The sequence below is a fragment of the Enterococcus durans genome (genome assembly GCF_002277935.1).
Classification (GTDB): Bacteria; Bacillota; Bacilli; order Lactobacillales; family Enterococcaceae; genus Enterococcus_B; species Enterococcus_B durans.
The window spans coordinates 672501-697555 of the sequence record NZ_CP022930.1; the positions used below are offsets into that span (position 1 = coordinate 672501).

Here is a 25055-nt window from a genome sequence, read left to right on the forward strand (position 1 = left end):
GTGCAACCCCACATCCTTTTCCACTTAACATATATTTTGGGACCTTAGCTGGTGGTCTGGGCTGTTTCCCTTTCGACTATGGATCTTATCACTCACAGTCTGACTCCCGGATATGAATGAATGGCATTCGGAGTTTATCTGAATTCGGTAACCCGAGATGGGCCCCTAGTCCAAACAGTGCTCTACCTCCATCATTCTCAAATCCGAGGCTAGCCCTAAAGCTATTTCGGAGAGAACCAGCTATCTCCAAGTTCGTTTGGAATTTCTCCGCTACCCACACCTCATCCCCGCACTTTTCAACGTACGTGGGTTCGGTCCTCCAGTGCGTTTTACCGCACCTTCAACCTGGACATGGGTAGATCACATGGTTTCGGGTCTACGACTACATACTCAAACGCCCTATTCAGACTCGCTTTCGCTGCGGCTCCGTCTCTTCGACTTAACCTCGCATGCAATCGTAACTCGCCGGTTCATTCTACAAAAGGCACGCCATCACCCATTAACGGGCTTTGACTTGTTGTAGGCACACGGTTTCAGGTTCTATTTCACTCCCCTTCCGGGGTGCTTTTCACCTTTCCCTCACGGTACTGGTTCACTATCGGTCACTAGGGAGTATTTAGCCTTGGGAGATGGTCCTCCCGGATTCCGACGGAATTCCTCGTGTTCCGCCGTACTCAGGATCCTCCTAGGTGCCTTCCAAATTTCATCTACGGGGTTTTTACCCTCTTTGACTGACTTTTCCAAGTCATTCGATTATCTGAAAGAACTACCATATTGGAGTCCTACAACCCCAATGAGCAAGCTCATTGGTTTGGGCTTTTCCCGTTTCGCTCGCCGCTACTCAGGGAATCGAATTTTCTTTCTCTTCCTGCAGGTACTTAGATGTTTCAGTTCTCTGCGTCTACCTCGAATGCGCTATGTATTCACGCAAACGTAACATCCTATAAAAGATGTTGGGTTTCCCCATTCGGAAATCTCTGGATCATAGCTTACGTACAGCTCCCCAAAGCATATCGGTGTTAGTCCCGTCCTTCATCGGCTCCTAGTGCCAAGGCATCCACCGTGCGCCCTTATTCACTTAACCTTATCAACCTTGCGGTTGGGTTTTGATCTTTCTTCTAGCGATAGAAGTCCGATCAAGAAAATAAGCAATTGAACTTATTAAAAAACTCTATCCAGCTAAACAAGTGTTTAGCCTTCAAATTCAACGCGGTGTTCTCGGTTTGTATTACTTAATTTACTTCAAATATCCAGTTTTCAATGAACAAAGTATTCTCTTGAGAGTATCTTCTAATGTCAAAGTCATAAGCTGACTCTTCAATTATTGAGTAGACCTCTCAAAACTGAACAAAGTATAAAACAACCAGTGTAGTCTCCGTAATATTCCTTAGAAAGGAGGTGATCCAGCCGCACCTTCCGATACGGCTACCTTGTTACGACTTCACCCCAATCATCTATCCCACCTTAGGCGGCTGGCTCCAAAAGGTTACCTCACCGACTTCGGGTGTTACAAACTCTCGTGGTGTGACGGGCGGTGTGTACAAGGCCCGGGAACGTATTCACCGCGGCGTGCTGATCCGCGATTACTAGCGATTCCGGCTTCATGTAGGCGAGTTGCAGCCTACAATCCGAACTGAGAGAAGCTTTAAGAGATTAGCTTAGCCTCGCGACTTCGCGACTCGTTGTACTTCCCATTGTAGCACGTGTGTAGCCCAGGTCATAAGGGGCATGATGATTTGACGTCATCCCCACCTTCCTCCGGTTTGTCACCGGCAGTCTTGCTAGAGTGCCCAACTAAATGATGGCAACTAACAATAAGGGTTGCGCTCGTTGCGGGACTTAACCCAACATCTCACGACACGAGCTGACGACAACCATGCACCACCTGTCACTTTGCCCCCGAAGGGGAAGCTCTATCTCTAGAGTGGTCAAAGGATGTCAAGACCTGGTAAGGTTCTTCGCGTTGCTTCGAATTAAACCACATGCTCCACCGCTTGTGCGGGCCCCCGTCAATTCCTTTGAGTTTCAACCTTGCGGTCGTACTCCCCAGGCGGAGTGCTTAATGCGTTAGCTGCAGCACTGAAGGGCGGAAACCCTCCAACACTTAGCACTCATCGTTTACGGCGTGGACTACCAGGGTATCTAATCCTGTTTGCTCCCCACGCTTTCGAGCCTCAGCGTCAGTTACAGACCAGAGAGCCGCCTTCGCCACTGGTGTTCCTCCATATATCTACGCATTTCACCGCTACACATGGAATTCCACTCTCCTCTTCTGCACTCAAGTCTCCCAGTTTCCAATGACCCTCCCCGGTTGAGCCGGGGGCTTTCACATCAGACTTAAGAAACCGCCTGCGCTCGCTTTACGCCCAATAAATCCGGACAACGCTTGCCACCTACGTATTACCGCGGCTGCTGGCACGTAGTTAGCCGTGGCTTTCTGGTTAGATACCGTCAAGGGATGAACAGTTACTCTCATCCTTATTCTTCTCTAACAACAGAGTTTTACGATCCGAAAACCTTCTTCACTCACGCGGCGTTGCTCGGTCAGACTTTCGTCCATTGCCGAAGATTCCCTACTGCTGCCTCCCGTAGGAGTTTGGGCCGTGTCTCAGTCCCAATGTGGCCGATCACCCTCTCAGGTCGGCTATGCATCGTGGCCTTGGTGAGCCGTTACCTCACCAACTAGCTAATGCACCGCGGGTCCATCTATCAGCGACACCCGAAAGCGCCTTTCAAATCAAAACCATGCGGTTTCGATTGTTATACGGTATTAGCACCTGTTTCCAAGTGTTATCCCCTTCTGATGGGCAGGTTACCCACGTGTTACTCACCCGTTCGCCACTCTTCTTTTTCCGGTGGAGCAAGCTCCGGTGGAAAAAGAAGCGTACGACTTGCATGTATTAGGCACGCCGCCAGCGTTCGTCCTGAGCCAGGATCAAACTCTCATAATAAAAGTTAGAACAATCTTGCGATTGTTAAGCTCAATTTGTTTGCTAGCATATTGCTTGCTTGTTAAAAATGTTTGTTGTCTTGAATCAATCAAGACGCCCTACACATTTGGTTTGTCTTACTTTGTTCAGTTTTCAAAGGTCTACTTGAATTGCCGTAGCAACTTTTATATCATATCAGAGTGACAAGTGAATGTCAACTGTTTTTTAAAAGTTATTTTCGATTTCGCATTTAGAAATCTTTCAGCAACTCATATATCATAACTTATCTTTTGTTATTTGTCAAGAACTTTTTTTAAGTTTTTCTTGATTAGATCAAGCTTTTCAATAGGTTCTTTTTAAACGACTTAGTTATCTTATCATGTGGTCACCCACACGTCAAGAACTTTTTTCATTGTTTTTTTGAACGTTTCAAAAAAGAAAAAGTCTAATAAAAACAACAGAAATGAATATATCATGTAAATTTGCACATGTCAATACAAATTTATACTCAATTTAGGTACTCTCCTCCCAACAAAAAAAGGAAATGAGCAGTTGCCACTTCCTCTAAATAGTATCTATTCCTCTTCGTTTTTACTATTCACTTAAAATCAATTGTTCCATTAGTTGTTCGTTGTATCCAACAAATAGAACTTCATCAATAATAATCAAAGGTCGTCTCAACAGCTCCTTATATTGTTTACACAATAGAGCTAATTGTTTTTTGCTGATCGAAGTTAAATCCACTTGAATATCTTTAAAGGCTTCCGACCAAGTGACGAATAATTGTTCAGTGTGCATTTCATCAAAGTTACATAACTCTTCTGCTTCGGTCATGGTTAATTCCTGTTGTTCCAAATCAATGAACTGATACGTCAGTTGATTGGATTCTAACCAATTCTTGGCTTTTAGGCACGTCACACAATGCAGTGAACCGTAGATTTTCACTTTCATCCTCACAAGGTCCCTCCTTTTTAGCTGAAAATACTGTTCTGCATATAGATCAAATTACGCGCGACGGAGCGGATCTCTCTTGGAACAAATGAACGAATTTCATCTTCATTGAATCCAATCAATATTCTTTTTTCATCTATTAAGATCGGTCTTCTTAGCAATGATGGATATTCTTTGAAGAGAACGATCATTTGCTTCAAGGACAATTCATTAAAATCGATAGCCAACTTTTCATATATTTTTGAGCGAGTAGAAATAATATCTTCAACTCCTCCTTCAGTAGCTGCAAGAATTTCACGGATTTCACTCTCTGTTATCGGGTCGGCAAAAATATTTTTCTCTTCAAAATCTAATCGATTAGCTTGCAACTATGCGCGAGCCTTTCTGCAGGAAGTACAGCTAGGTGAAGTGTATACTTTTATCATTTTCTCACTTCTTTTTAATTATAATCCCATTCTAACCGAATCTCATAAAAAATACCAATTATTAGCTATAAAATTCATGATTTTTTTACCTTTAGTAATCTATATCTCTAGAAAGCTTGGCATATCAGCATTTTCTATTATTATTTAGTTATAATCTTTTTTTATAAAAATAAAGAAAAGAGCAAGAATATAAACAAAAAAATTTATATTCTTGCTCTTTTCAGTTATATATCGATTGTTTTTTAATTTTACAACCAGTTTCTCTAATAAATCTTGAGGGTTTTAATCGACGTGTTCCCTTCATCAAAGGAATACACAGATACAGTCGATTCCTTGCTCTTGTCATCGCCACATAAAAGAGGCGTCGTTCTTCTTCTATAGTAGTTAGATGCTCTGCCTTTATCTGTTTGTTGCTTAAAGCATTTTTTTCAGTTGCTCCATTATAAGGGATCAGTCCTTCATTGCAACCAATCAAAAAGACATTCCGATAGCTCAATCCTTTACTTCGATGAATGCTTTGGATGCACAATGCATCCAGTTTTCCTTGACGATAAGCAGTCAGGCGGATTTTTAATTGCTTTGCTAGTACTTGTATTTCTTTCTCTAAGCCCATTAGTTGAGTCAGTGTCGGATATTTTTTGATAGTCTCGGACAACCATTCTTTTTCCGTACCATCCATTTCTTTAGCAGGTTTCAGCAATTTTAGAAAACCTTTTATCAATGATTCAATCTTATAGTTCTCATTTTTTTCAAGAGCGTTGATTTCTCCAATAAAAGAGCGTAGTTCTTTTTCCTTTGATTTCATATTAGGTCTCACTGCCAAGAGATAGTTTATGATATCTTTTTTCTTATTCTCATTTGAAAAAAAGAAATCACATTCAGCTCTTTTCAGATAGCAGTTCATCATTAGCTGATGCAATAACTGCTTGTACGCATGATTTTTTTTCTGCTGCGTAGGCGCTTCGTGCCAAAGTACTAATTTCTGATAAAACTGTTGAAAAGTCCGTATACCAAATACTCCTTCATATTGCCCATCTGCTTCCAATACGAATGGAATTTCTGTTTGTAGGAGGTCTTGGACTAACTGTTGCGTTTGTGATAACGAACGATATAACACGATCGACTCTTTATACTTCCCATTGCTTTTTATAAAGGACTGGATCTGTTTGATGATCCATTTACTTTCAGTTTGTGTATTTTCAAAAGACAGAGCACTCATAATACCAGCTTCTTTTTGTGCTGGAACCATCGCTTTGGGAATGCGATCGTTCTTATTGAATGTGATCAATCGATTCGCACCTTGAACGATTGCAGCGCGGGAACGATAATTAGTCAGTAAAAACAGGGTCTTTGCGGGGTACTCTTGATCAAAATTTTTGATATAAGAAGGCTCTGACCCTCTAAATCCATAGATACTTTGATCATCATCCCCGACTACGATCAACTTGATATGGCTATCTTTCGTGATCAAACGTACGATTTCCCATTGCAATGGATTCGTGTCTTGAAATTCATCGATAAATAGGTAATCATATTTTTCACCGACATATCGTCTAACTGCTTCATCTTGTAGTGCAGATTTTAAATTTTGCAACACATCATTGAATTCAAATAGCTTTTGTTCTTTTTTTTGTTTTTGGAGTTCAGACATGAGATACTTCATTCGCTCAGAAATCGGTTTTGTTGCTTTTTGTTCAAGCGAGTCAAATTTGTCCTGGATCACTTCAACGATTTCCTCAATCGACAAATTCATATTCTGCCAATAATCCAATCTTGCCGAAATCGTTTTTTCTCCCGACTGATCAAATGCATATAGATTATACTTGCGGATCAGCTGTTGGAGTATACCATTGATTTTATAAGAAGTATCTTTAGAAAATTCCCCTTGTATCCCTGTTGCCGTTATTTCAGGAAAACGTCTTTGGATGTCATTGTACAAACGGAAAAAAATGCTGTGAAATGTACCAATATGCACATTAGTCTTACGTTGACTAAAATTATCTACGCGTTTTTTTAATTCATTTGCCGCATTCCTTGTAAAAGTAATCATCAATATCCGTTGTTCTTCTACTTGTTCTTGTGTCATCAAGTAAACGGCCTTTGCACAAATCGTCTGCGTCTTGCCGCTTCCGGCTCCAGCAATAATCCGCAAATTTTTCTCCATGTTGTAGGTGATTGCCGCTTTTTGTTCTTGATTAAATCGATTATACGAACGTTTTTCCATCATATCGAAAAATGAATGGCTTCCATTATCTTCTTTTTCTTCGTCGATCAGGCCTGGAGCTTCGCCATAAGCTGCCTCATAACTTGCAATGATTTCTTCTTGCATCCGGAAAATTTGTTGGAGCTTGCTGTACTTTTTTTCCCAATGTTTGAGTTCTCTTTGCAAACGAAGAATTTCTTTTTCGTTTCCTTGATTGATAGCTTTTCCCATCTTTCTGTTCATTTAAGTTCTGATTCGTTTCCTTTATACTAACAGACCTTACGCAAAAATAAAACGGCTTTAGCGAGTAGATTTTTTTCTGAAAATAATCTTTAATATTTCCGAAAAATAAAAGAATGATGTGGTAAGATAGTAAAGAAAATATATCTCAGTTGAAGGTGAAATAAAAATGAATACTTCATTCCACGAAGGACGTACGATTGGTCTTTTGCTAACCTTTATTGGCGGTGCTATGGATAGTTACACTTATATCCAATACAATGCTTTTGCTTCAGCTCAAACCGGCAATATCGTTTTAGCGATTATCCAAAGTTTCGATGGGGAATGGCTAAGTGTCGGCAAAAAGGTTCTTTCTACGCTGTTTTTCTTTTTGGGTATTTTACTTACTAAATTCCTGATCAACTATTTCCAGAAAAAAGAAAAGCACTTTTGGCGACTATTTGTTCTCTATTATGAAGCAGTGATCTTTTTCTTAGTCAGTCTGCCCTCGATCAATGCTCATCCTGCACTTGTAACAATCATGATTGCTTTCACCGCTGCAATCCAATGGCTTGCCTTTGACAAAATCGATGGACGTGCCTACACGAATCTATTCACAACAGGAAACTTAAAAGGGGTAGCAACGAATCTCTACGACTATTGGGTAACAAGAGAAAAAGCAGAATTTGATCGATTCATCCATTTTCTTACAGTGGTACTTGCATTTATCGCAGGCGCAATCGTTCAAGTCTTTTTTCATCATTTATTCAATACGTTCTCCATTTTATTAGTCTCTGTTTTATTTTTGATCATTGCAATTACCCAAAGCGTTCAACTTTGGCACTTTTATCGTCAAAATCCTTTCATAGTAAAAAAATAAAAATATGAGATGTGAGTGGGACAAAAGTAAGAAACACTTCTGTCCCAGCCTCACCTCATATTTTTCTTATGAAAAGATTCCTTTCACCTTTTCACGATCTGTTGTGTAACGAGCGGGCATTTCTAACGCTCTTTCTTCTATTTTTTTGGTGTGCGGATTAATCAAACGAACGATTTCTTCCCCTGCAGATGGGTCTTCGACAAAATCATATTTATCTCCATCGATCACCATTTTTGGACAGATATCAAAACTTTCATACCATTCTTCATAACGGCGATTCAACTCTTGATAATACGCATATAACTCAGGGTCTTGTTCTAGTTGTTCGTAGATTCGTCCTCTTTTTTTGATACGTGCTAACATCGTTTCAAAGGAAACACGGATATAGACTAACAGATCCGGCTTTTTTGGTGGGGCAACAGCTTCTAATTCTTTGAGCACTGTTTCGAGCAATCCTTGATATTGCGCGACTTCCTCTTGAGAGACTCTACCTAGATCTGCATTTAAATGGAACAGTAGGCTATCTTCGTAGATTGAACGATCTAACACATTATCATCATGGCTGAACGCATCTTTGATTGCCATGAATCGTTTATTTAGAAAGAAAATTTGCAATAGAAAAGCATACTTATCTGGATTTGAATAAAAAAGTGGCAGTACCTCATTATCCTCTACATTTTCATAGAATGGTTTCGTTTCTAAATTGCGCGCAAGCATTTCTGTGAGTGTACTCTTTCCTGCACCGATCGTACCAGCTACTATAATCATGTTTGTTTGCCACCTTTCTTTTTTTGAGTTATCGACCATGGCCGAAACGTATTCTTATTTTACATCTGTTTCACATGACACACACGTTATGTATGTTCGATACGTTTTTCATTCTACTACGCTGATCAGAGAAATAAAAGTATCATTGTTAAATCTTTAACATCAAAAATAGACTGATTGCTTCGTTTTATTTGCTCACGAATATCAGTCTATTCTTCCATTATTGATTTATTTTTCATTCTGTCACAGCACTTGATTTCCGAACTACCAGTTGCCATTGAAGGTTGTGCGCAGTATCGTTATCTTCCGTCGCACAATTGATTACACGAATCATCACACTATTTTCGTAAACCTTCTCAATTTCTCCTTTAACAGGCGCACCAAATAAATCGGATTTAAATGCATATGCCTCTCCAACTTCAAATAATTGTTCATTTTCCATAAAAAATCCCTCCCAAACCTTTTCTAAAGGCTATTAAATATTTACCACAAAATTGAAGAAATAACACAATAAACTCCTAAACGGTTCTTTTCATGTCAAAACTGTTCATTTTTTGGTCTCTCTGTGAAAAAGTGGACTGTCCATCCATTCAAAAAAGGGAGTATTATTTTTACGATTTTGACCCCAAAACAACCTTTTATGAATCAAAACTCTATTTTGACCCTTTTTGACATAGAATATTAGTCGGAGGTACGTTAGATGAAAAATAAAGTTGTGAACAAATTATTGGAGACATTATTCAGTGGTGAAAAAACAGAAGAAGATATGGTTTATATCCAAGTTAAGTTTGCTCTTGAGGTGCTGATGAACAACCTAGGAAAATTAGCAGTTGTGCTAGTCTTTGCTTTAGCGACTGGCTCATGGAGCGAAACAGGAATAACTTTTCTTTCCTATATCTGTATTCGTAGATATGCGTATGGACTTCACTCTGATTCTGAATTTGTCTGCCTACTTTGGACTTTGCTTTATTTGTGGGGCGTTCCACTTCTGATGAAACATTTTGAATTGACTGTCTCCTTCCCATGGATGGTCTTTTTATTAGTCAGCTGCTTTTTATTATTGCTTCGCTATGGATCAAGAGGTACAGCTATTAATCCCATTGAACCAGAAAAACGCCCACCTTTATTGAAAAAAGCAATTTTCATGTTTGTTGTATTCACACTTCTGATCTTATTTTTCGCTAATTCTTACTTTTCTACTTACTTGCTTCTCGGGATTGTTTTAGAAATAGCTACGTTGCTTCCAATTACAAACTACCTAATGAATCTTGGAGGAATTTTTTATGAAAAAAACAATCATTAAACAACTTACCAACTTATCTGACTTTTTTGTATCTGGCTGCTGCTTCGGTATGAGCTCAGAATTTAAAATCCCTGAAAAATTAAAAAAATAATTAACTAGTTATGCTATAATTTGGAAAAAATCAATGGGAGCGGTACTTTATGTTTTTATGGTCCATAGCGTTGCAATACTTGATTTATACGATTTGTATATTACTCATTGAACACCAAATTAAAAATAAAATCTTTTTTGCAGGAGTCATCCTGCTATCTTGTTTCTTACTAGGTTTTATTTATCCGATTTTAGGGATTTTTACTGCCTTATTTGCTATTGGAATGCTGATGCTTACATTTTTCTTCTTTACGTCTTCACCGCAACGGTTGATTTATGCGCTTCCTTGGGGACTGCTGACATCACTTTTAGGAGATCATTTGGCTAGCATCAGTGATTTTTTGGTTTTGGAATCAGCGGTGATTGAACCTGGAGATTCTTTACAATACTTTCATATTGTCGTATCTGCTGTTTTGGCAGCCTTACTAGCATTTGGCTTTAAGAAAGCTTTAGAGAGATTCTATGGATTAGATCGTCGAATGATTGGCATAATTGGTACATTGATATTATTTACATACTATATCATTATCTTTTACACCCGTTTTTCTGGCGAAACTCCTGAAGTCTTAGCTTTAAATACCAGTTTCTTTATATTTTATCTTTGTTTTGGTGTAATCATCCTTGTCTACTATTGGAAAATTTCGAATAAAAAAATGGCAGACCAACTATTAGAACAACGGATCCAACTTCAACAAGACTATATCAAAGATCTTGAAAAGAACTACCAAGATTTACGGGAATTTAAGCATGACTATCAGAACTTACTTTTTTCGATGAATAGCTATCTTGAGGAGGGGGATCTTGACGGATTACGAAAGTATTATGATCAAAATATCTTACCTACTCGGCAAATGATGCAACTTTTCCCAGCTAACCTCAGTCTTTTAGACAACATGAAGAATCGGGATATAAGAAGTTTGCTTTCTTTGAAGCTTATGATGGCGCAAGAAAAAGGCTTGTCTGTTCAACTTGTATTTCCTGATGAAATCAAGCTTGATAAAAAGCATACGGTCAACCTTGTTCGTATGTTAGGGATTATATTAGATAATGCTATTGAAGGTGCTTCGATTACTAAAAAGAAAAAAATAGAATTGATCGTACTTAAAAAGAATAACTCGGTGATTATCCGTGTAATAAATACTACTTTGAATACTCTTCCCCTGAACAAACTAAAACAACAAGGATTTTCAACTAAGAGCAATCCAAAAAATGAAGGGTTGGGATTATTCATCCTTGATGAATTGACCAAGCTAAATCCTTATATCTTTTTGGAAACTTCGATTGAAAACCAACGTTTTTCTCAAACGATTTATATACAAATGAAATAAAGGAGTAAATTTATGATTCCCATTTATATTTGCGAAGATGACATGAAGCAACTAGAAGTAATCTCTGCTGTAATCAAAAATCGAATCATGATTGAAAATTTGGATAGTTATGTCCATGTAGCTACTTCCGATCCAATGGAACTTCTTCAAGCTGCTAGAGTTCGCACCTCATCTTTTGGCATTTATTTTTTAGACATCGAATTAAAAGATAGTGAGCTAGACGGTATCATGATCGGCAAACATATACGGGATCTCGATCCATTAGGGAAAATCATCTATGTGACTTCCCACACGGATCTTTCGATGACTATCCTGAAAAGCAATATCGAACCAACTGATTATATTATCAAAGAAGATGTCTTTGACCTAAAAGAAAACGTCGAACGGATTTTGAGCAAGATTTTCGAGGATGTCCAAACTACACCTCTTCAAAAAGATATTTTTAAAATTGAATTCAACGATGAAATAAAGTTTTTACCAATCAAGGATATTCAATATTTTTCGACGTCACCCGGTACACCGCATAAATTAGAAGTCCATTTGACACATGCGCAAATGCAATTTTACGATAAAATCAAAGAAATCGAAAAAATGAATCAGCATTTCATTCGCTGTCATAAGTCTTATGTGATCAACACACAAAATGTTCGGACGATCAATAAGAAGACCCGTGAAATCACTTTAGCTAATGGTGAAATGATCCCCGCTTCTGTCCGTGGTCTAAAAAAACTGATTTCTTAACTTTATAATAACTCTCCTTTCTTTTTTAGGCTCTAGGTCAAATAGTGTTGCTTTGAATTAAATCATGAAAAGGAGACGTTCCGGCGTTTCCTTTTTTGTGTGATTAAATGATTTCGCAAAAATCTTGCTAGATCAGAATTCTCTTTCTAAGGTGACGAAAGGTTCTAAAACCAAATGCGATTCTTTTTATGATCTTGGTCAGTATGAGGGAAGTAACAAAATCAGCAAGGTAGTCGATAGTGATAACAAGTTTTTAGTTGCTGAATTTTCAAATTTTGCAGCTTCCGAAACGGTAGCCGTTACTAGAACAGATAAAGAGGTTATTGTAGAGAAAACTGCAAAAGGATATAATGGGAAAAACAAAGTTACATGAGAGAGTTATCCGTTAGCTACGAAGGATGAGAATTTTGAATATAGAATTCCACCACAATCGTCCTATAGATCTTGGAGACATCCAAATTTGCAATAGGAATTCATGTTTTTTCAACACTTACTAATTTTGGTGTTTCAGCTTTAGTAACTTTTATAGCTGGAATTTTTGGTATTGCGACGGCAGAAGCTAGGCTACTGCTTGATTATATGGATGCAAAAGGTTTGTTTACTGGTTCTGCGGTTGCTGCTGCATTAGATACAAGTGGAAATGGGTGGATTGGTTTGTATATTCGAGATGTATGGAATGTTTCCAAAGCAGTAGATATTGGAACACAATATAAGACGATGTAAGGGGGAAAAATGAAAAAAGCGGATGCTAAATCTATAATAAGTATATTTGTAGGTGTATTTCTTTTAATGGGTGTTATCGAATTTATTTTTAAAAGAAATCATTCATTTATTCTTTCTAATCATTATTTTGAGTTTCTGTTAGGTTTTATTGTTATGAATGCTTTTCCTATTGGTAGAGGATGGGCAAAAGTGAGATATTTTACTTTAGTTTTTCTAAGTTTTTATCTGCCAATAAAGATTGGGGACTTATTAAGTGTTGAGGGATTAAATATTACACTAGGAACATATCTTATTGTTTTAGGTATCTTTCTTTTGATTGTTGGTCCATTTTTTTATCGAAGAATTGCTCATAGAGTGAAATAATTATTTTCTCAAAAAGGAATAAAAAAAGAGTTCGGATGTGAATTGGCTCTCTTTTTATTCCTTTTTTTTGAGTGGAGTAAGTGATAAACTGTGATTATGTTATTCTATTAAGGATTAGAAAATGAGAGAGAGATTCTAAGGTCATTTCAGAATTTTGTGTGGGGAATTATCCGTTAAAACGCGCTGAAAAAACGTCAAAATATAACGAATAGGTTATTTTTAAATTGAGTAATTTCACAAACTTTTAAAAAGAGAAAATAAGTAAGGATCTATTATTTTTAACTAGACCAATTTCATTTCACAAAGTCGGATGTAAAAAGGCTTGGTAACACTGGTACTTGGTAGTATACACATTATGCAAACTAACTAAATAAATAACATTTTTAACCCTCTGGTAATTACTTGTAATTACTCTCTTTTTTTGTTACAATGTACTTACTAAGTAATTACTATTTATTGGAAATGAGGAGTATATATGATTACAAAAACAAGAAAACAAGGTAATTCTATTATGTTGACAGTTCCTAAAGACTTTAATGTTCCGAATGGAGTAGAAGTCGAGGCAAAACTTGTAGAAAATGGCATTCTTTATGAATTTGTTGAACCACAAAAGGAATTCTTTGATTTTAGTGAAGATATTTTGTCTGATATAATCGCAGAAGGCTACGATAAAGATAAAATCCTTGTAGAGTTTAAGAATAGAAAAAACAAAATGGTTTCTTCTTTTAGTAATATTGCTACAGATACACTTACTAATTCTAAGGCTATGACTAAAGAGGAGTTGGCAAAAGAAATTGGGTTATGAGATCGTTCCTTCAAAACATGTCATTAAGTATCTAAAAAAGATAAAAGAAAAGCCTTTAAAAGAGAAATTTTTAATTATTATTTATGACGAGATTGCAATTAATCCATATTCAGGAAGTCAAAAAACTAGGGATTTATCAGGTATTTGGTCTAGGGGATTTACGTATGCAGGAACTACTTATAGAATTGCTTATGAAATTGAAGAAAATATGGTTATTCCTGTATTGTTATGTGGAACCCATGAAAATTTCTATGAGCAGTTAAAGAATATAAAAGGATAATAAGTTTCTGTCTTTTTAGAAGGAATAGGCACGTGTTAGTTTTGTTGATTATTGACCATAAAAACCAAAAAAATAACCATCTAAACACTTTGACAGGAGTTAGATGGTTTGAAAAAAGTTAATAACTGTCATCGTCTTTTTAAGGCTCTAAGTCAAATAGTGTTGTTTTAAGCCAATCAAAAAAGCCCATAGGACACATCCAAGTGAGCCCCCAAAGTTAGAACAAAAATCTACCTTTGGGAGCTCACTTCACATATCAAACTTAGGCTTATTTTATTTTTAAGAAGGACTATTGTCCCACTTCGATTATAGAACTATTTTTTAATGTACTATCTCACAACTACTTTGTTTAAAGTGGAATTTTTGCTTAATGCAACATCATTTCTTGTGCAATTTCCTGGCCATTCATTTGTGCTGGATAAAAAGTCGGCCAATTCTCCATTTCTTCTAACAGCTTCTCTTGACTCTCATTCCCTAAATAGATATGGAAATGTTCTGAATCACTTGGTTCAATTGAATGATCACTGAATTGGACATAGCGATATGCACTATTTTGTGGTTCTTTCGCCTCAAATAGATAGCGTACACCTCGGTTACCTGCCTGATAATCCAACACTTTTTTGCCACTGTAACGGTATTCTGCTTTTTTCACTTCGCCATTTTTAAATGTAAATGTCAACTCGTTCCCCTTGATCGTTATCTTTGCGACATCTGTGTGATAGCCAACTTTATAATATTCTTTATACTCTTTCGCCGTCTTTTCTGGATTCACTTTTGCCTTGTATTCAAAAACTGGATCTAGTGTTCCATTTTCAAGATAAGAATCGACAGTCTGCCACGCACCGTTCCAATCCAATAACGTACGGTCTTTGACCGCTGAATCTTCAAAGTAGCCATTGTATACGGTCTTTTCTTCCTGTTCCCATCTATCTTCAAGGGGGTTCTCTATTTCAGTCGTTTTTTGTAACGCTCTCAGATTTTTCTCCATGATCGAAAGGTAGTTTTCTCCCTGTGCCATTTGTTCCTTCGTCAATCCTTCCAACGGATTAAGTACCTCTAAAGAAACTCCTGCTTCATTCGCTAGTGTTTTAGCAATACTACCTTTCGTATTTTCTTCGAAATAGATAGTGCTGATCCCATGTTCCGTTACGAATTCCTTTAATTCTGCTATTCGAGAAACAGAAGGTTCTTCGCTTGAAGATAAGCCCGTAACTGCCACTTGCTTTAGCCCATACTCCAATGCTAAATAGTTGAACGCTGCATGTTGTGTAACAAATGATTTTTGTTTTGCTTGCCCCAAGGTATCTTGATATTTTTGGTGTAGGTTTTGTAGTTTTGTTAGGTAGTTCTCCGCATTACTTGTAAAAACTTCCTCTTTTTCTGGGTATTGTTTTATCAATTGATTACGTATCGTCTGAACCTGTTTCACTGCTAAACTTGGCGCCAACCAAACATGAGGGTCTAATTCGTGGGTATGCCCCTCCCCTTCATGAGTATGATCATGTCCGTCTTCACTACCTGACAATAAAAGCATTCCTTCTGTTGCTTTGATCGACAATACCTTCCCTTCCCGCAAGGTTTCTTGAATTGCTGGAACCCATGTTTCCATATTTTCATCATTATAGACAAATATATCTGCATTTTGGATTTTAGTCATGTCCTTAGCGGATGGTTCATAATCATGTGAATCTGTTCCTGCGGGGATCAATAATTCCACATTTCCTTCTTCCCCAACGATTTCTTTAGTGAACTCATACATTGGGTAAAAGGTTGTCAACACTTGCAGCTCTTCATTTTTCCCAGCTTCTTGGTTACTTCCGCAACTAGCAAGGAGACCAACTAATAATACCCCACTTAACAAACCAATCAAACGTCTCATCTTTGTTACACTCCTTCTCATCTTCTTTCTTTGTTCTTTTACGATTAACTCCATTAAATCGTAATCGTTACGTTTTAATAGCAAGAATAAATTTAGCATATCTCTAAAACATAGGTCAAGTGTTTTTTGGTTATTTAATCGTTGATTTGAACATCCGAACCTTTATCATTTTCTTTTTGGCCCTATTTCCGACTATAATGAAATAAATCATCTCTCACTTTAGTAAAATTTTTATGTACTTACTTGTTCGAGATGTTCTGACTTATTAGAAAGGAGAAAAAAAGTGGAAAATAAATCCAAAGAAAATTCACGGTTCATACGGTTTTTAGGGGGAAAAACTTCTTACTATGTTTTAGGTTTATTGATCATGTTGGCTTTAGTCATTTACATTTTCCAAAAGGTTGGCTTTGTTTTTAAACCATTTATTGTGATTTTTGCTACTGCCTTACCACCCGTTTTATTTGCTTTAATTCTATATTATTTATTAGATCCTTTAATCAAACGTTTGAATAAAAAACTATCCAGAAATCTATCAGTGGTTATTGTTTATATCGTTATTTTGATGCTGATCGGACTAGGAAGCATCTGGCTGATCCCATTTCTGCAGCAGCAAGCTAAAACACTGATTGCGAGTTTCCCGGACTTATTCGCTGATTTTCAGCAGACACTAAAACAATTTTTGGCGCAAACACCATTTTCAGATGCGTTCAATCAATTTTTTTCATCTATTGATGATCTTACTTCAAATTTTACCTCCTTCATTGGAGATTATTGGGAAAGCGGGGCTAAGAGTTTAGGGAACATCTTTTCAGCAGTCACCACTACTTTTATTACATTATTTACTGGCCCGATCATTGCCTTTTTCCTATTGAAAGATCCTCATAAATTTTATCAATCAGTCTTAGGAATCGTTCCACCGAAATTCCGTACGGATTTTCAAACATTGACAAAAATCGCCAATCAGCAACTTGGTGCATTTTTGAAAGGACAAATCATTGCTTCCTTCATTTTAGGTGCTGTCTATTGGGTGACTTTTTTATTGATTGGTTTAGAATTCGCAAGCATATTAGCGATTGCTGCAGGTATCCTATGTATTATTCCTTATATCGGTCCTTTTATCGCCTTCTTCCCTGGTCTATTTATTGCCTTTCAGGATTCAACGTTTATGGCGATAAAATTTATCCTTGTCTGGTTTATCGTGCAACTACTCCATGGTGATCTAGTCGTTCCGCGAGTGATGGGCAATCGTTTACAGATCCATCCGATTACGATCCTGATCGTTCTACTAGTCATGGGTGATTTGTTAGGACTTATGGGTGTCATTTTTGGTATTCCGATCTACACGCTGATCAAATTGCTTGTCGTCTTTACTTTTAGGAAATTCAAGCAACGCTACAACAAGTTCTACGGTGATCAAGGTGTTTATCAAAAAGCAGATTTTTCAGAGAAAGATTACCTAGATAAAGAATAACTATAAGTTAGATACAAAAATGAGATAATCCTACTGAGTAAAGAGAACTAAAATTTTTTGTCTCTATCCTTTGAGGTCAAGACAAAAGTCGTTTAGGTTTGAAAAATTGGATAGAAAAGGGAGTGGGACAAAAATCAGTTTTTTTCTGATTTTTGTCCCACTCTCTTCATTTATACCTCTTACGCAATTCATCCGTCTTTCTTGATAAAGAACTACTTTTTGAAGTAACCTATTTCGAGTATTTTTCTAGTTATTCTTTCAATAATGCAATGGCTTGATATGGTTTCAATTTCAACTCACGTTCAACGATTGTTCCATCGTAATTATCGATCAATATCTTGGAGTCTAAAAATTCTTCTGGTAATGAAATAGTCGTTTCTTTACCGTAGAAATTAGTAAATACGATTACTTTCTTTTCTTCATATTGCCGTAAAAAACTATATACTTGTGGATGTTCCGGCTGGTATGCCTGATAACTTCCCAAGGCAATTACTGGGTACTGTTTTCTCAATCGGATCAATTTTTGATAATAATTGAAAATAGATTGCGGAGAAGCAAGTTCTTTTTCAACATTGATATCCCCATAGCTTTCTGCTACCTTTAACCATGGTTTTCCTAATGTAAACCCAGCATTTTCATCGGCTGTCCACTGCATCGGTGTACGTGAATTATCTCTTGATTTGGCTTTGATCCGGCGGAAAGCTTCTTTTTTTGATAAGCCTTTTTCCAGTAATAGATGATACGCATTTAAACATTCGATATCCACATAATCAGCAATCGAATCAAAGTCAGGATCGATCATGCCGATTTCTTCGCCCATATAGATATAAGGCGTTCCCCGATTTAAGTGGATCATGGTCGCTAGCATTTCTGCTCCTTGTTTTCGGTAGCTATCAACTGCTACAAAACGGTTCAGTGCACGCGGTTGGTCGTGATTATTCAAAAATAAAGCATTCCAGCCATTCCCAGCACTCATCTCTTCTCCCCAAGTATGGAACAATCGTTTTAATTCTTCAAAATCAAACGGCGGAGTGGTCCACTTGTCCCCATTTTCATAATCAACTTTCAGATGATGAAAATTGAAAACCATGGAAAGTTCATTCCGACTCGGTTCTGTATATAAAATGCAGTTCTCAACGGTTGTTGAACTCATTTCGCCTACAGTGATGATCTCTGCGTCTTGACCAAATGTTTCTTTGTTCAACCGTTGAAGATACGTATGGGTGATTGGTTTATCCGTGTATTCTGGTTTACCTTGGTTCTCTGAATTGTTTTTCAAGACTTCATCTTTTCCGATGACATTGATAACATCAAAACGGAAGCCTTTGACTCCTTTGCTCATCCAAAAACGAACGACCTTGAATAACTCTTCTTGGACCGCTTCATTTCGCCAATTTAAGTCTGCTTGTGTTTTGTCATATAAATGTAAGTAGTATTTGCCAGTGTCCCCAAAAGGCGCCCAAGCATTCCCACCAAATTTAGATATCCAATCAGTTGGTTCATCTCTTAGAATAAAAAAATCTTGATAGAATGGATCATCTGCTAAAGCTTTTTGAAACCATTCATGTTCAATCGACACATGATTCAATACCATATCCAACATGATTTCGATCTGATAACTTTTAGCTTCAGCTACTAATGATTCAAATTCCTCCATCGTTCCAAAAAGAGGATCGATCGCGATATAATTGGAAATATCATACCCATTATCTTTTTGCGGACTTGGGTAAATAGGGTTCAACCAGATCATATCAATTCCCAATTCATGTAGATAAGGAAGTTTTTCTTTGATGCCTGCTAGATCGCCAATCCCATCACCATTGCTATCGCGATAAGATTTAGGATAAATTTGATAAATGACTTTGTCTTTGAATGTCATATTGATTTGCCTCCAATCAACTGATCACAAACTTATATATACAAGTTGCTAAATTCATTATAACCAAAAAGGAAGCGTTTGTAAAACTTTTGCTCAATAGTTCTCCAAATCCTTTAGACAACGACTCACTCAAAAGAAAGAGCACCTCTTTTTTGAGACCGTTCACTATTCAAAGAGACAATGGTCCAAAAATAAGCCTGTACAACTCACAAATAAACGACGATTGCGAGTTGCACAGGCTTTTAGAACGAAACATTCTACAATTTCGTTTGTTTCCTTCTATTCATTTGATTTTAGTGCATCGATCATATTGATATGTTTTAACTTGAAGTGAGTCACGATCATTACGATCACGGTAAACAATATCGTTAAAATACTTGAAAGTGCATAAGCTTTCCAAGTAATCACTAATGGAAAGATGACATTTTCCATAGAGGCTTGTCGTAAAATGAAGTCCGTCAATACATACCCAATACCAAATCCACCAATAATACCAAGCAAGGTGAAAATAATGTTTTCTCTAACAATATACATCGTCACTTCTTTATCGAAGAATCCTAGTACTTTGATCGTAGACAATTCACGTACCCGCTCGGAGATGTTGATGTTCGTTAAATTGTACAATACAATAAACGCTAATAAACCAGATAAAACAACAAAGATCAAAACAACGGAATCTAAGTTTGCCATAGATTCTTTCTGTGTTTCTATTTGTTTTGAAACAAAGGATGTGTTCGTCACGCTACCCGTTTCTAATAATTTTTCTGATAAATGATCCTCTTGGTCTTTTGTCATAGCAGCTGTTTGAACTAAAAAGGCATTTGTTTCAGCAGATTTTCCCGATACTTTGTGGTAATAGTCCGCACTCATATAAACAAAATTCCCTAAATAATTCTGTAAAACTTCACGGATTTTTACTTTTAACTCTTTTTGATCATCTGTGTATAAAGAAACAGTATCGCCTTTAGCTAGACCAAACAACTCCGCCGCTTTTTGTGTGATCGCGATACCATCATTCGGTAATTCCCGAGATTGTCCATCTGTTCCTAGCAGATGGATAAAGTTTTCTAGCTGGTTCTTCTCTTTTGGTGCAATCATCGTCAAGCTTTGCGAGGCTTGCCCTTTTTTCCGCAACTCAAGTGTCTGCATGTCGACTGCGAGAAGCGCCTTGAACTTAGGATCGTCTTCTAATGTCTGTTTTGCTGTATCTGCACTTTTATCAGCGCTTTGGTCGATCGTGACAATTGCTTGGTAGTCTGTGATTGGTCCGAATTGTTTCTCGGAAACCGAACTTAATGAGTCTTTCAGCCCTACTCCGGCTACCATCAAACCTGCACAGCCAGCAATTCCGATGATCGCCATCAGCATTCTTGATTTATATCGAAAAAGATTGCGATAACTGATTTTTTGATTAAAGCTAAGTCGAGACCATAGTGGCTTGATATACTCTAACAAGATCCGCTTTCCTGGTTTTGGTGCTTTGGGTTGGAGAAGAGCAGCTGGCTTTTCTCGTAGATCTTTAAATAAAACAATCATCGCCGCGCCAAACGCTGCAATAAAGAAAGCAACCGCTGCTTGAATAATTGGCGCCCAATCATAAAAGATAACGGCTGAACCAATATCATATTGCTCATTTGACAGTTCAAAGATGATTCTTGGCAACAAATTGGTTCCCAGTACCGTTCCTAAAAGTATGCCAATTCCAGAAGCAAGTGTGGCATAAATCGCATATTTTTTGGCAATCTCCAATTTTGTATAGCCTAATGCTTTTAACGTACCAATTTCTCTGCGATTTTCTTCGACCATTCGTGTCATCGTCGTAAAAGTGATCAATGCCGCAATAAAGAAGAAAAATACTGGAAAGACATTTGCAATAGCAGCAATACGTTCAGCTAGATCTCCAAATTCCTGAAAGCCAACATTTTCAGATCGTTCCTGATAACGGTAGGTCGGCTTTTCTAACGTATTGATTTTCTCTTGGTTTTCTTTGATCGTCTCTTCTGATTCAGTGAGTTTTTGCTGTTGTTCTGCTAATGCTTGTTCTTGTTGCGCTAATTGTGCTTGCTGTTCAGAAAGCTGGTTCAAAGCTGTGTCACGCTGTGCTTCAGGCAGTTGCTCGATTGCAGCCATTTGTTGCGTCATTTGTGTTTTTGCAGACTCAAGTTGGCTAACTGCTGCATCCAATTGACTTTGGCTATCCTCGATTTTTTGTTTCGCAGGTTGTAAGTCTGCTGTTGCTTGTTTTTTGAGCTCATCCAGCCTTTGTGTTGGTCTGTCCTGAAAGATTGTTTCAACAGTTTCCTGATTCTTAGCCATTCGATTTTCATAGGCTTGGCTGTAAGTATCTAAATCTGTAACATCGGTGAACGTAAGATAGATAACGGAATCAATCGTTGTGTTGAATTCTGATTCCGGCAGATAAGCAAAGTAATCCACTCTTCCGTTACCAACATTTGCGTAACCACGTTCTAAATTATTGATAAATAAGGGAGAATGCACAAAACCCACGACTTTGTATTCTTTTTGAACTAGATCTTCGGAATCGATCGTATAAGAATCCCCTATTTTATAGCCTGAATTTTTGGCTTTTTCGTCTAAGACTATTTCCCCTTGTTTTTCAGGTAGATGCCCATCAACAACCTTCAATTTATTTTGTTTTGCTGTATCCGTATACGAGAAAATCTGTGCCACTTCGTTTTTTTGGGCATTTGCGTAATAAATCTGTTTGCCTGTCTCAACTTGCGCATGGGGGATTTTTTTGGCTTGCGTCAAGTCGTCTTCAGTCAATCCAGCTGTGGAAATCACTTGTAGATCCGACAAATTTTTCTGATCAACATAATGATCCATCGTTTTTTGCATGACTGGACCAGCTGTTTTAACTCCTACGAAAAGTAGCGTTCCTAGCATAATGATCAACACAATCGCAATAAATCGTCCTTTTGACTGCTTTATTTCTCTAAAGCTTGCTTTAAGATATGTTTTTGTTTTCATAGCTATCTCCTTACCATACAAGATCATCAATGGATGAAGGAGTATCATTGATTTCAACGGAGCGGACCTTTGCATCATTGATACGGATCACTCGGTCTGCGATTGGAGCTAAAGCAGAATTATGTGTGATGATCAACACTGTGTTTCCATGCTCTCTACTGGCATTTTGCAATAGTTTCAACACTTGTTTTCCTGTTTCGAAATCTAACGCTCCTGTTGGTTCATCACACAACAATAGTTTTGGATTTTTGGCTAGTGCCCGTGCAATCGAAACACGTTGCTGCTCACCCCCAGATAATTGTGAAGGGAAATTTTCCAAACGATGGGCTAACCCTACTTGCCCCAACACTTCTTCTGGATCTAGTGCATCCGGTGAAACTTCAGTAGCAAGTTCGACATTTTCTTTGGCAGTCAGATTAGGAACAAGATTATAAAATTGAAACACAAAACCAACATCTGTTCTTCGATAAGCTGTCAATTGTTTGTCATTGAACTGCGCAATATCTGTCCCATCAATAATGATTTGTCCTTCATCTGGTTGATCCATACCGCCTAATATATTTAAAACAGTTGATTTTCCCGCCCCACTTGGTCCAAGAATAATCACCAGTTCACCTTTTTTAATGGAGAAAGAAATATCTTCATTCGCTGTGATCGTTGTTTCTCCCATTTTATAGCGCTTAAACTCGTTTTTTACTTCTACATACTCCATTCGTATTCTCCTATCTTCACGATATTTCTTTTTCGTATACGTTTTCTTCTCTTTATTCTACCATTGAACGCTACTAGACTAAAGGCAGGAACAAGTATTCATTGACAAATAAACAAAATATGATTTACTTACAGGGAAACAATCTATTTTTGAAAGAAGGACAACCATGAATACAATAAAGTCACTTAACCTTGTACTTGATCATACCGCATTTGTCGCGATTGATCTTCAAAAAGGGATTCTCGGTTCAGGACAATTATTCCCTAATGATGCCGCTACTGTTTTAGCAAATAATGTAGAACTGGCACAACACTTAAAAAATACAGACGCGTTAAATGTCTTAGTCAATGTAGATATCACTGAATTCCGCTATTTGAGTACTAAAAACGAATTAGCTAAACAAGCAGCAGTCCCTGTTATCCCAAAGGAATTTACAGATTTGCTGTTAGCTCCCTATTTAGAGGATACAACAAATACATTGACCGTCACAAAATACAATCCCAGCGCTTTTTTTGGTACTTCTTTAGATCTCCAGCTTCGCCGCCGTCAAATCGACACGATTATTTTGTCTGGCGTTGCTACGTCTAATGGTGTATACGCAACTGCGTTAGACGCATTTCAACATGGTTATCATGTCATCGTGGTCGAAGATGCTTGTGCAGATAGAGATCTTGAGTTACATCACGTCTTTTTTGAAAAAATCTTCCCTAAAACGGCCCGAATCCGTTCTACGAAAGAAGTTATTTCAGCAATCGAAAAGGCGAAGGAATAATGATGCAACTACGCATTCTTTCCATTTACTTCTTTCATTTTTCATGGGAAAATAGCGTTAATAGCTAGATAGGAGTAGTAAGTATGGGGAAAAAAAAGATAACGATCAAAGACGTAGCGAAACACTCTGGTGTATCGATTGCTACTGTCTCATTGATTTTAAATGGTAATGAAGCAAAATTTAGTCCAAAAACGGTCGAAAAAGTCTTTGCTTCAAAAAAGGAATTAGGGTATCAGCCCGATTATCTTGCCCGCCAGATGATCACAAAAGAAACAAAAACTATCGGTGTCCTCGTTCCAGACATCACGAACCCTTTTTTCAATATATTGATGCGGGGAATCGAAGAGGTTTTGTATCAGCAACATTTCGTGACGATCCTATGCAATGCTGATTCTGATCATCAAAAAGAAATTGAGTATCTAGCTGAACTTACACGACGTGGAGTAGATGGATTCATCATCGCCACTTCTGCCATCTCGACATCAGCAATCAATGAAAATTTAAAAAAGCATGGACGTCCTTACATCGTGCTCGATCAAAAAAAATCACATGGATTCAGTGACTCTGTTCGAACAGATGATTTTCGTGGTGGATATCTTGCAGGTGTTCATTTATTATCGCTAGGCCATGAAAATATTGCGCTTGTTTACCCTGAGAATCCACCAGAAAATATCCAGCTACGAATTGAAGGATTCAAACACGCATTAGACTTCTACCAACATTCTCACGATCAGTTACTGCTATTGCCCACACTGTTCTCCAAGCAAGGTGGGTATCAAGCGGTACCAAGCATCATTGAATCTACGACAACTGCAATTTTCGCATTGAATGATGAATTAGCTTTTGGTCTTTATCGCGGACTGGAGGAGAAAGGTAAATCAATTCCTGATGATTACAGTATCATCGGCTATGATAACATCGACATGTGTGAATATGTTAAACCTAAGCTCACCACCATCGCACAACCAATAGTTGAGTTGGGCAAAGCTTCTGCTAAATTATTATTGTCACGGATCCAATCGCCCACTAAGGAATGGGAAGAAGAACTATTACCTGTAAAATTAGAAAAAAGAGCTTCGACTGCTCCATTAAAAAAAACATAACAAGAGGAACTTGCCAAAACATGTGCGACAAATTTCATGTTTTGACAAGTTTTTTACGTTTTACGCCCGTTATTTTTACAAATATTTTGTAGAATTGCTCCACCTTTGGTACAATTTAATTAGCATGACCATTTCCCCCCATTTGTTCCCCCAACAAATAAATGGTAGTGCCTTATACTGAATATCAAAGCATTGAGAGTAACGACTCAGTGCTTTTATCGAATGGCAAACGCAGAGTC

At 37.6% G+C, this 25055-nt stretch carries 21 protein-coding genes and 2 rRNA genes (1 of these 23 only partly in view); 12 read left to right on the top strand and 11 right to left on the bottom strand.

Annotated features, from left to right (window positions below; genetic code table 11):
- The 5 genes from CJZ72_RS03270 to CJZ72_RS03290 all read right to left on the bottom strand — a co-directional run.
- Positions 1-1084: ribosomal RNA gene (locus tag CJZ72_RS03270) — 23S ribosomal RNA — on the bottom strand; it reaches 1830 nt to the left of the window's first position.
- Positions 1085-1391: 307 nt separating this feature from the next.
- Positions 1392-2951: ribosomal RNA gene (locus tag CJZ72_RS03275) — 16S ribosomal RNA — on the bottom strand.
- Together the 16S and 23S rRNA genes form the textbook arrangement of a ribosomal RNA operon.
- A 573-nt stretch (positions 2952-3524) precedes the next feature.
- Positions 3525-3881, bottom strand: coding sequence for an ArsC/Spx/MgsR family protein (locus tag CJZ72_RS03280; protein ID WP_095443615.1), 357 nt, complete (start codon positions 3879-3881; stop codon positions 3525-3527).
- 20 nt (positions 3882-3901) lie between these two features.
- Positions 3902-4249: a Spx/MgsR family RNA polymerase-binding regulatory protein gene (locus CJZ72_RS03285; RefSeq protein ID WP_232509779.1), complete on the bottom strand. Its 348-nt coding sequence runs from the start codon at positions 4247-4249 to the stop codon at positions 3902-3904.
- A 277-nt stretch (positions 4250-4526) separates the two neighbouring features.
- Positions 4527-6740, bottom strand: a complete 2214-nt coding sequence (locus tag CJZ72_RS03290) for an ATP-dependent helicase (protein ID WP_081134224.1) — start codon at positions 6738-6740, stop codon at positions 4527-4529.
- 178 nt (positions 6741-6918) lie between these two features.
- Between CJZ72_RS03290 and CJZ72_RS03295 the strand changes: the two genes are divergently transcribed.
- The gene (locus tag CJZ72_RS03295) at positions 6919-7608 is read left to right on the top strand and encodes a YoaK family protein (RefSeq protein WP_081134223.1); all 690 of its coding nucleotides are present in this window, start codon (positions 6919-6921) and stop codon (positions 7606-7608) included.
- A gap of 66 nt (positions 7609-7674) precedes the next feature.
- On the opposite strand, the gene CJZ72_RS03300 is transcribed toward CJZ72_RS03295, so the two are convergent.
- On the bottom strand, positions 7675-8376 hold the full coding sequence (locus CJZ72_RS03300) for a deoxynucleoside kinase (protein WP_095443616.1): 702 nt from the start codon (positions 8374-8376) through the stop codon (positions 7675-7677).
- 235 nt (positions 8377-8611) lie between these two features.
- Positions 8612-8818 carry a hypothetical protein gene (locus CJZ72_RS03305; RefSeq protein WP_095443617.1) on the bottom strand — a complete coding sequence of 69 codons (207 nt, stop codon included), beginning with the start codon at positions 8816-8818 and terminating at the stop codon, positions 8612-8614.
- A gap of 258 nt (positions 8819-9076) precedes the next feature.
- Here CJZ72_RS03305 and CJZ72_RS03310 point away from each other — a divergent pair, with 258 nt between their 5' ends.
- The 8 genes from CJZ72_RS03310 to CJZ72_RS03345 all read left to right on the top strand — a co-directional run bounded on the left by CJZ72_RS03310 (position 9077) and on the right by CJZ72_RS03345 (position 14009).
- On the top strand, positions 9077-9679 hold the full coding sequence (locus CJZ72_RS03310) for an accessory gene regulator B family protein (protein WP_005877500.1): 603 nt from the start codon (positions 9077-9079) through the stop codon (positions 9677-9679).
- Positions 9680-9819: 140 nt separating this feature from the next.
- Entirely contained in the window at positions 9820-11097 is a 1278-nt protein-coding gene (locus CJZ72_RS03315; protein WP_095443618.1) for a sensor histidine kinase, read from the top strand.
- A gap of 12 nt (positions 11098-11109) precedes the next feature.
- A complete protein-coding gene (locus tag CJZ72_RS03320) occupies positions 11110-11838 on the top strand; it encodes a LytR/AlgR family response regulator transcription factor (RefSeq protein WP_095443619.1) in 729 nt (242 codons plus the stop codon).
- Between the two features lie 151 nt (positions 11839-11989).
- On the top strand, positions 11990-12211 hold the full coding sequence (locus CJZ72_RS03325) for a hypothetical protein (protein ID WP_081134220.1): 222 nt from the start codon (positions 11990-11992) through the stop codon (positions 12209-12211).
- Between the two features lie 71 nt (positions 12212-12282).
- Complete coding sequence (locus CJZ72_RS03330; RefSeq protein ID WP_081134219.1) at positions 12283-12561, top strand: hypothetical protein; 279 nt, start codon at positions 12283-12285, stop codon at positions 12559-12561.
- Positions 12562-12570: 9 nt separating this feature from the next.
- Positions 12571-12924, top strand: a complete 354-nt coding sequence (locus CJZ72_RS03335; protein WP_081134218.1) for a hypothetical protein — start codon at positions 12571-12573, stop codon at positions 12922-12924.
- 475 nt (positions 12925-13399) lie between these two features.
- Positions 13400-13729, top strand: coding sequence for an AbrB/MazE/SpoVT family DNA-binding domain-containing protein (locus tag CJZ72_RS03340; RefSeq protein ID WP_081134217.1), 330 nt, complete (start codon positions 13400-13402; stop codon positions 13727-13729).
- Positions 13719-14009 carry a type II toxin-antitoxin system RelE/ParE family toxin gene (locus CJZ72_RS03345; protein ID WP_081134216.1) on the top strand — a complete coding sequence of 97 codons (291 nt, stop codon included), beginning with the start codon at positions 13719-13721 and terminating at the stop codon, positions 14007-14009. Before CJZ72_RS03340 ends, CJZ72_RS03345 begins: the two co-directional genes overlap by 11 nt.
- A gap of 367 nt (positions 14010-14376) precedes the next feature.
- On the opposite strand, the gene CJZ72_RS03350 is transcribed toward CJZ72_RS03345, so the two are convergent.
- Entirely contained in the window at positions 14377-15888 is a 1512-nt protein-coding gene (locus CJZ72_RS03350; RefSeq protein ID WP_095443620.1) for a zinc ABC transporter substrate-binding protein AdcA, read from the bottom strand.
- Between the two features lie 283 nt (positions 15889-16171).
- On the opposite strand from CJZ72_RS03350, the gene CJZ72_RS03355 reads away from it, so the two are divergent.
- Positions 16172-17359: an AI-2E family transporter gene (locus CJZ72_RS03355; protein ID WP_005877479.1), complete on the top strand. Its 1188-nt coding sequence runs from the start codon at positions 16172-16174 to the stop codon at positions 17357-17359.
- A 250-nt stretch (positions 17360-17609) separates the two neighbouring features.
- Here the strand turns inward: CJZ72_RS03355 and treC are convergent, their stop codons facing one another.
- The 3 genes from treC to CJZ72_RS03370 form a co-directional block, all read right to left on the bottom strand.
- A complete protein-coding gene (gene treC / locus CJZ72_RS03360) occupies positions 17610-19238 on the bottom strand; it encodes an alpha,alpha-phosphotrehalase (protein ID WP_081134214.1) in 1629 nt (542 codons plus the stop codon).
- Positions 19239-19517: 279 nt separating this feature from the next.
- The gene (locus CJZ72_RS03365) at positions 19518-22229 is read right to left on the bottom strand and encodes an ABC transporter permease (protein ID WP_081134213.1); all 2712 of its coding nucleotides are present in this window, start codon (positions 22227-22229) and stop codon (positions 19518-19520) included.
- A gap of 10 nt (positions 22230-22239) precedes the next feature.
- Positions 22240-22941 carry an ABC transporter ATP-binding protein gene (locus CJZ72_RS03370; protein ID WP_081134212.1) on the bottom strand — a complete coding sequence of 234 codons (702 nt, stop codon included), beginning with the start codon at positions 22939-22941 and terminating at the stop codon, positions 22240-22242.
- Positions 22942-23107: 166 nt separating this feature from the next.
- Here CJZ72_RS03370 and CJZ72_RS03375 point away from each other — a divergent pair, with 166 nt between their 5' ends.
- On the top strand, positions 23108-23713 hold the full coding sequence (locus tag CJZ72_RS03375; RefSeq protein WP_081134211.1) for an isochorismatase family protein: 606 nt from the start codon (positions 23108-23110) through the stop codon (positions 23711-23713).
- Between the two features lie 83 nt (positions 23714-23796).
- On the top strand, positions 23797-24816 hold the full coding sequence (gene rbsR, locus CJZ72_RS03380) for a ribose utilization transcriptional repressor RbsR (RefSeq protein WP_081134210.1): 1020 nt from the start codon (positions 23797-23799) through the stop codon (positions 24814-24816).
- Positions 24817-25055 lie beyond the last annotated feature (239 nt).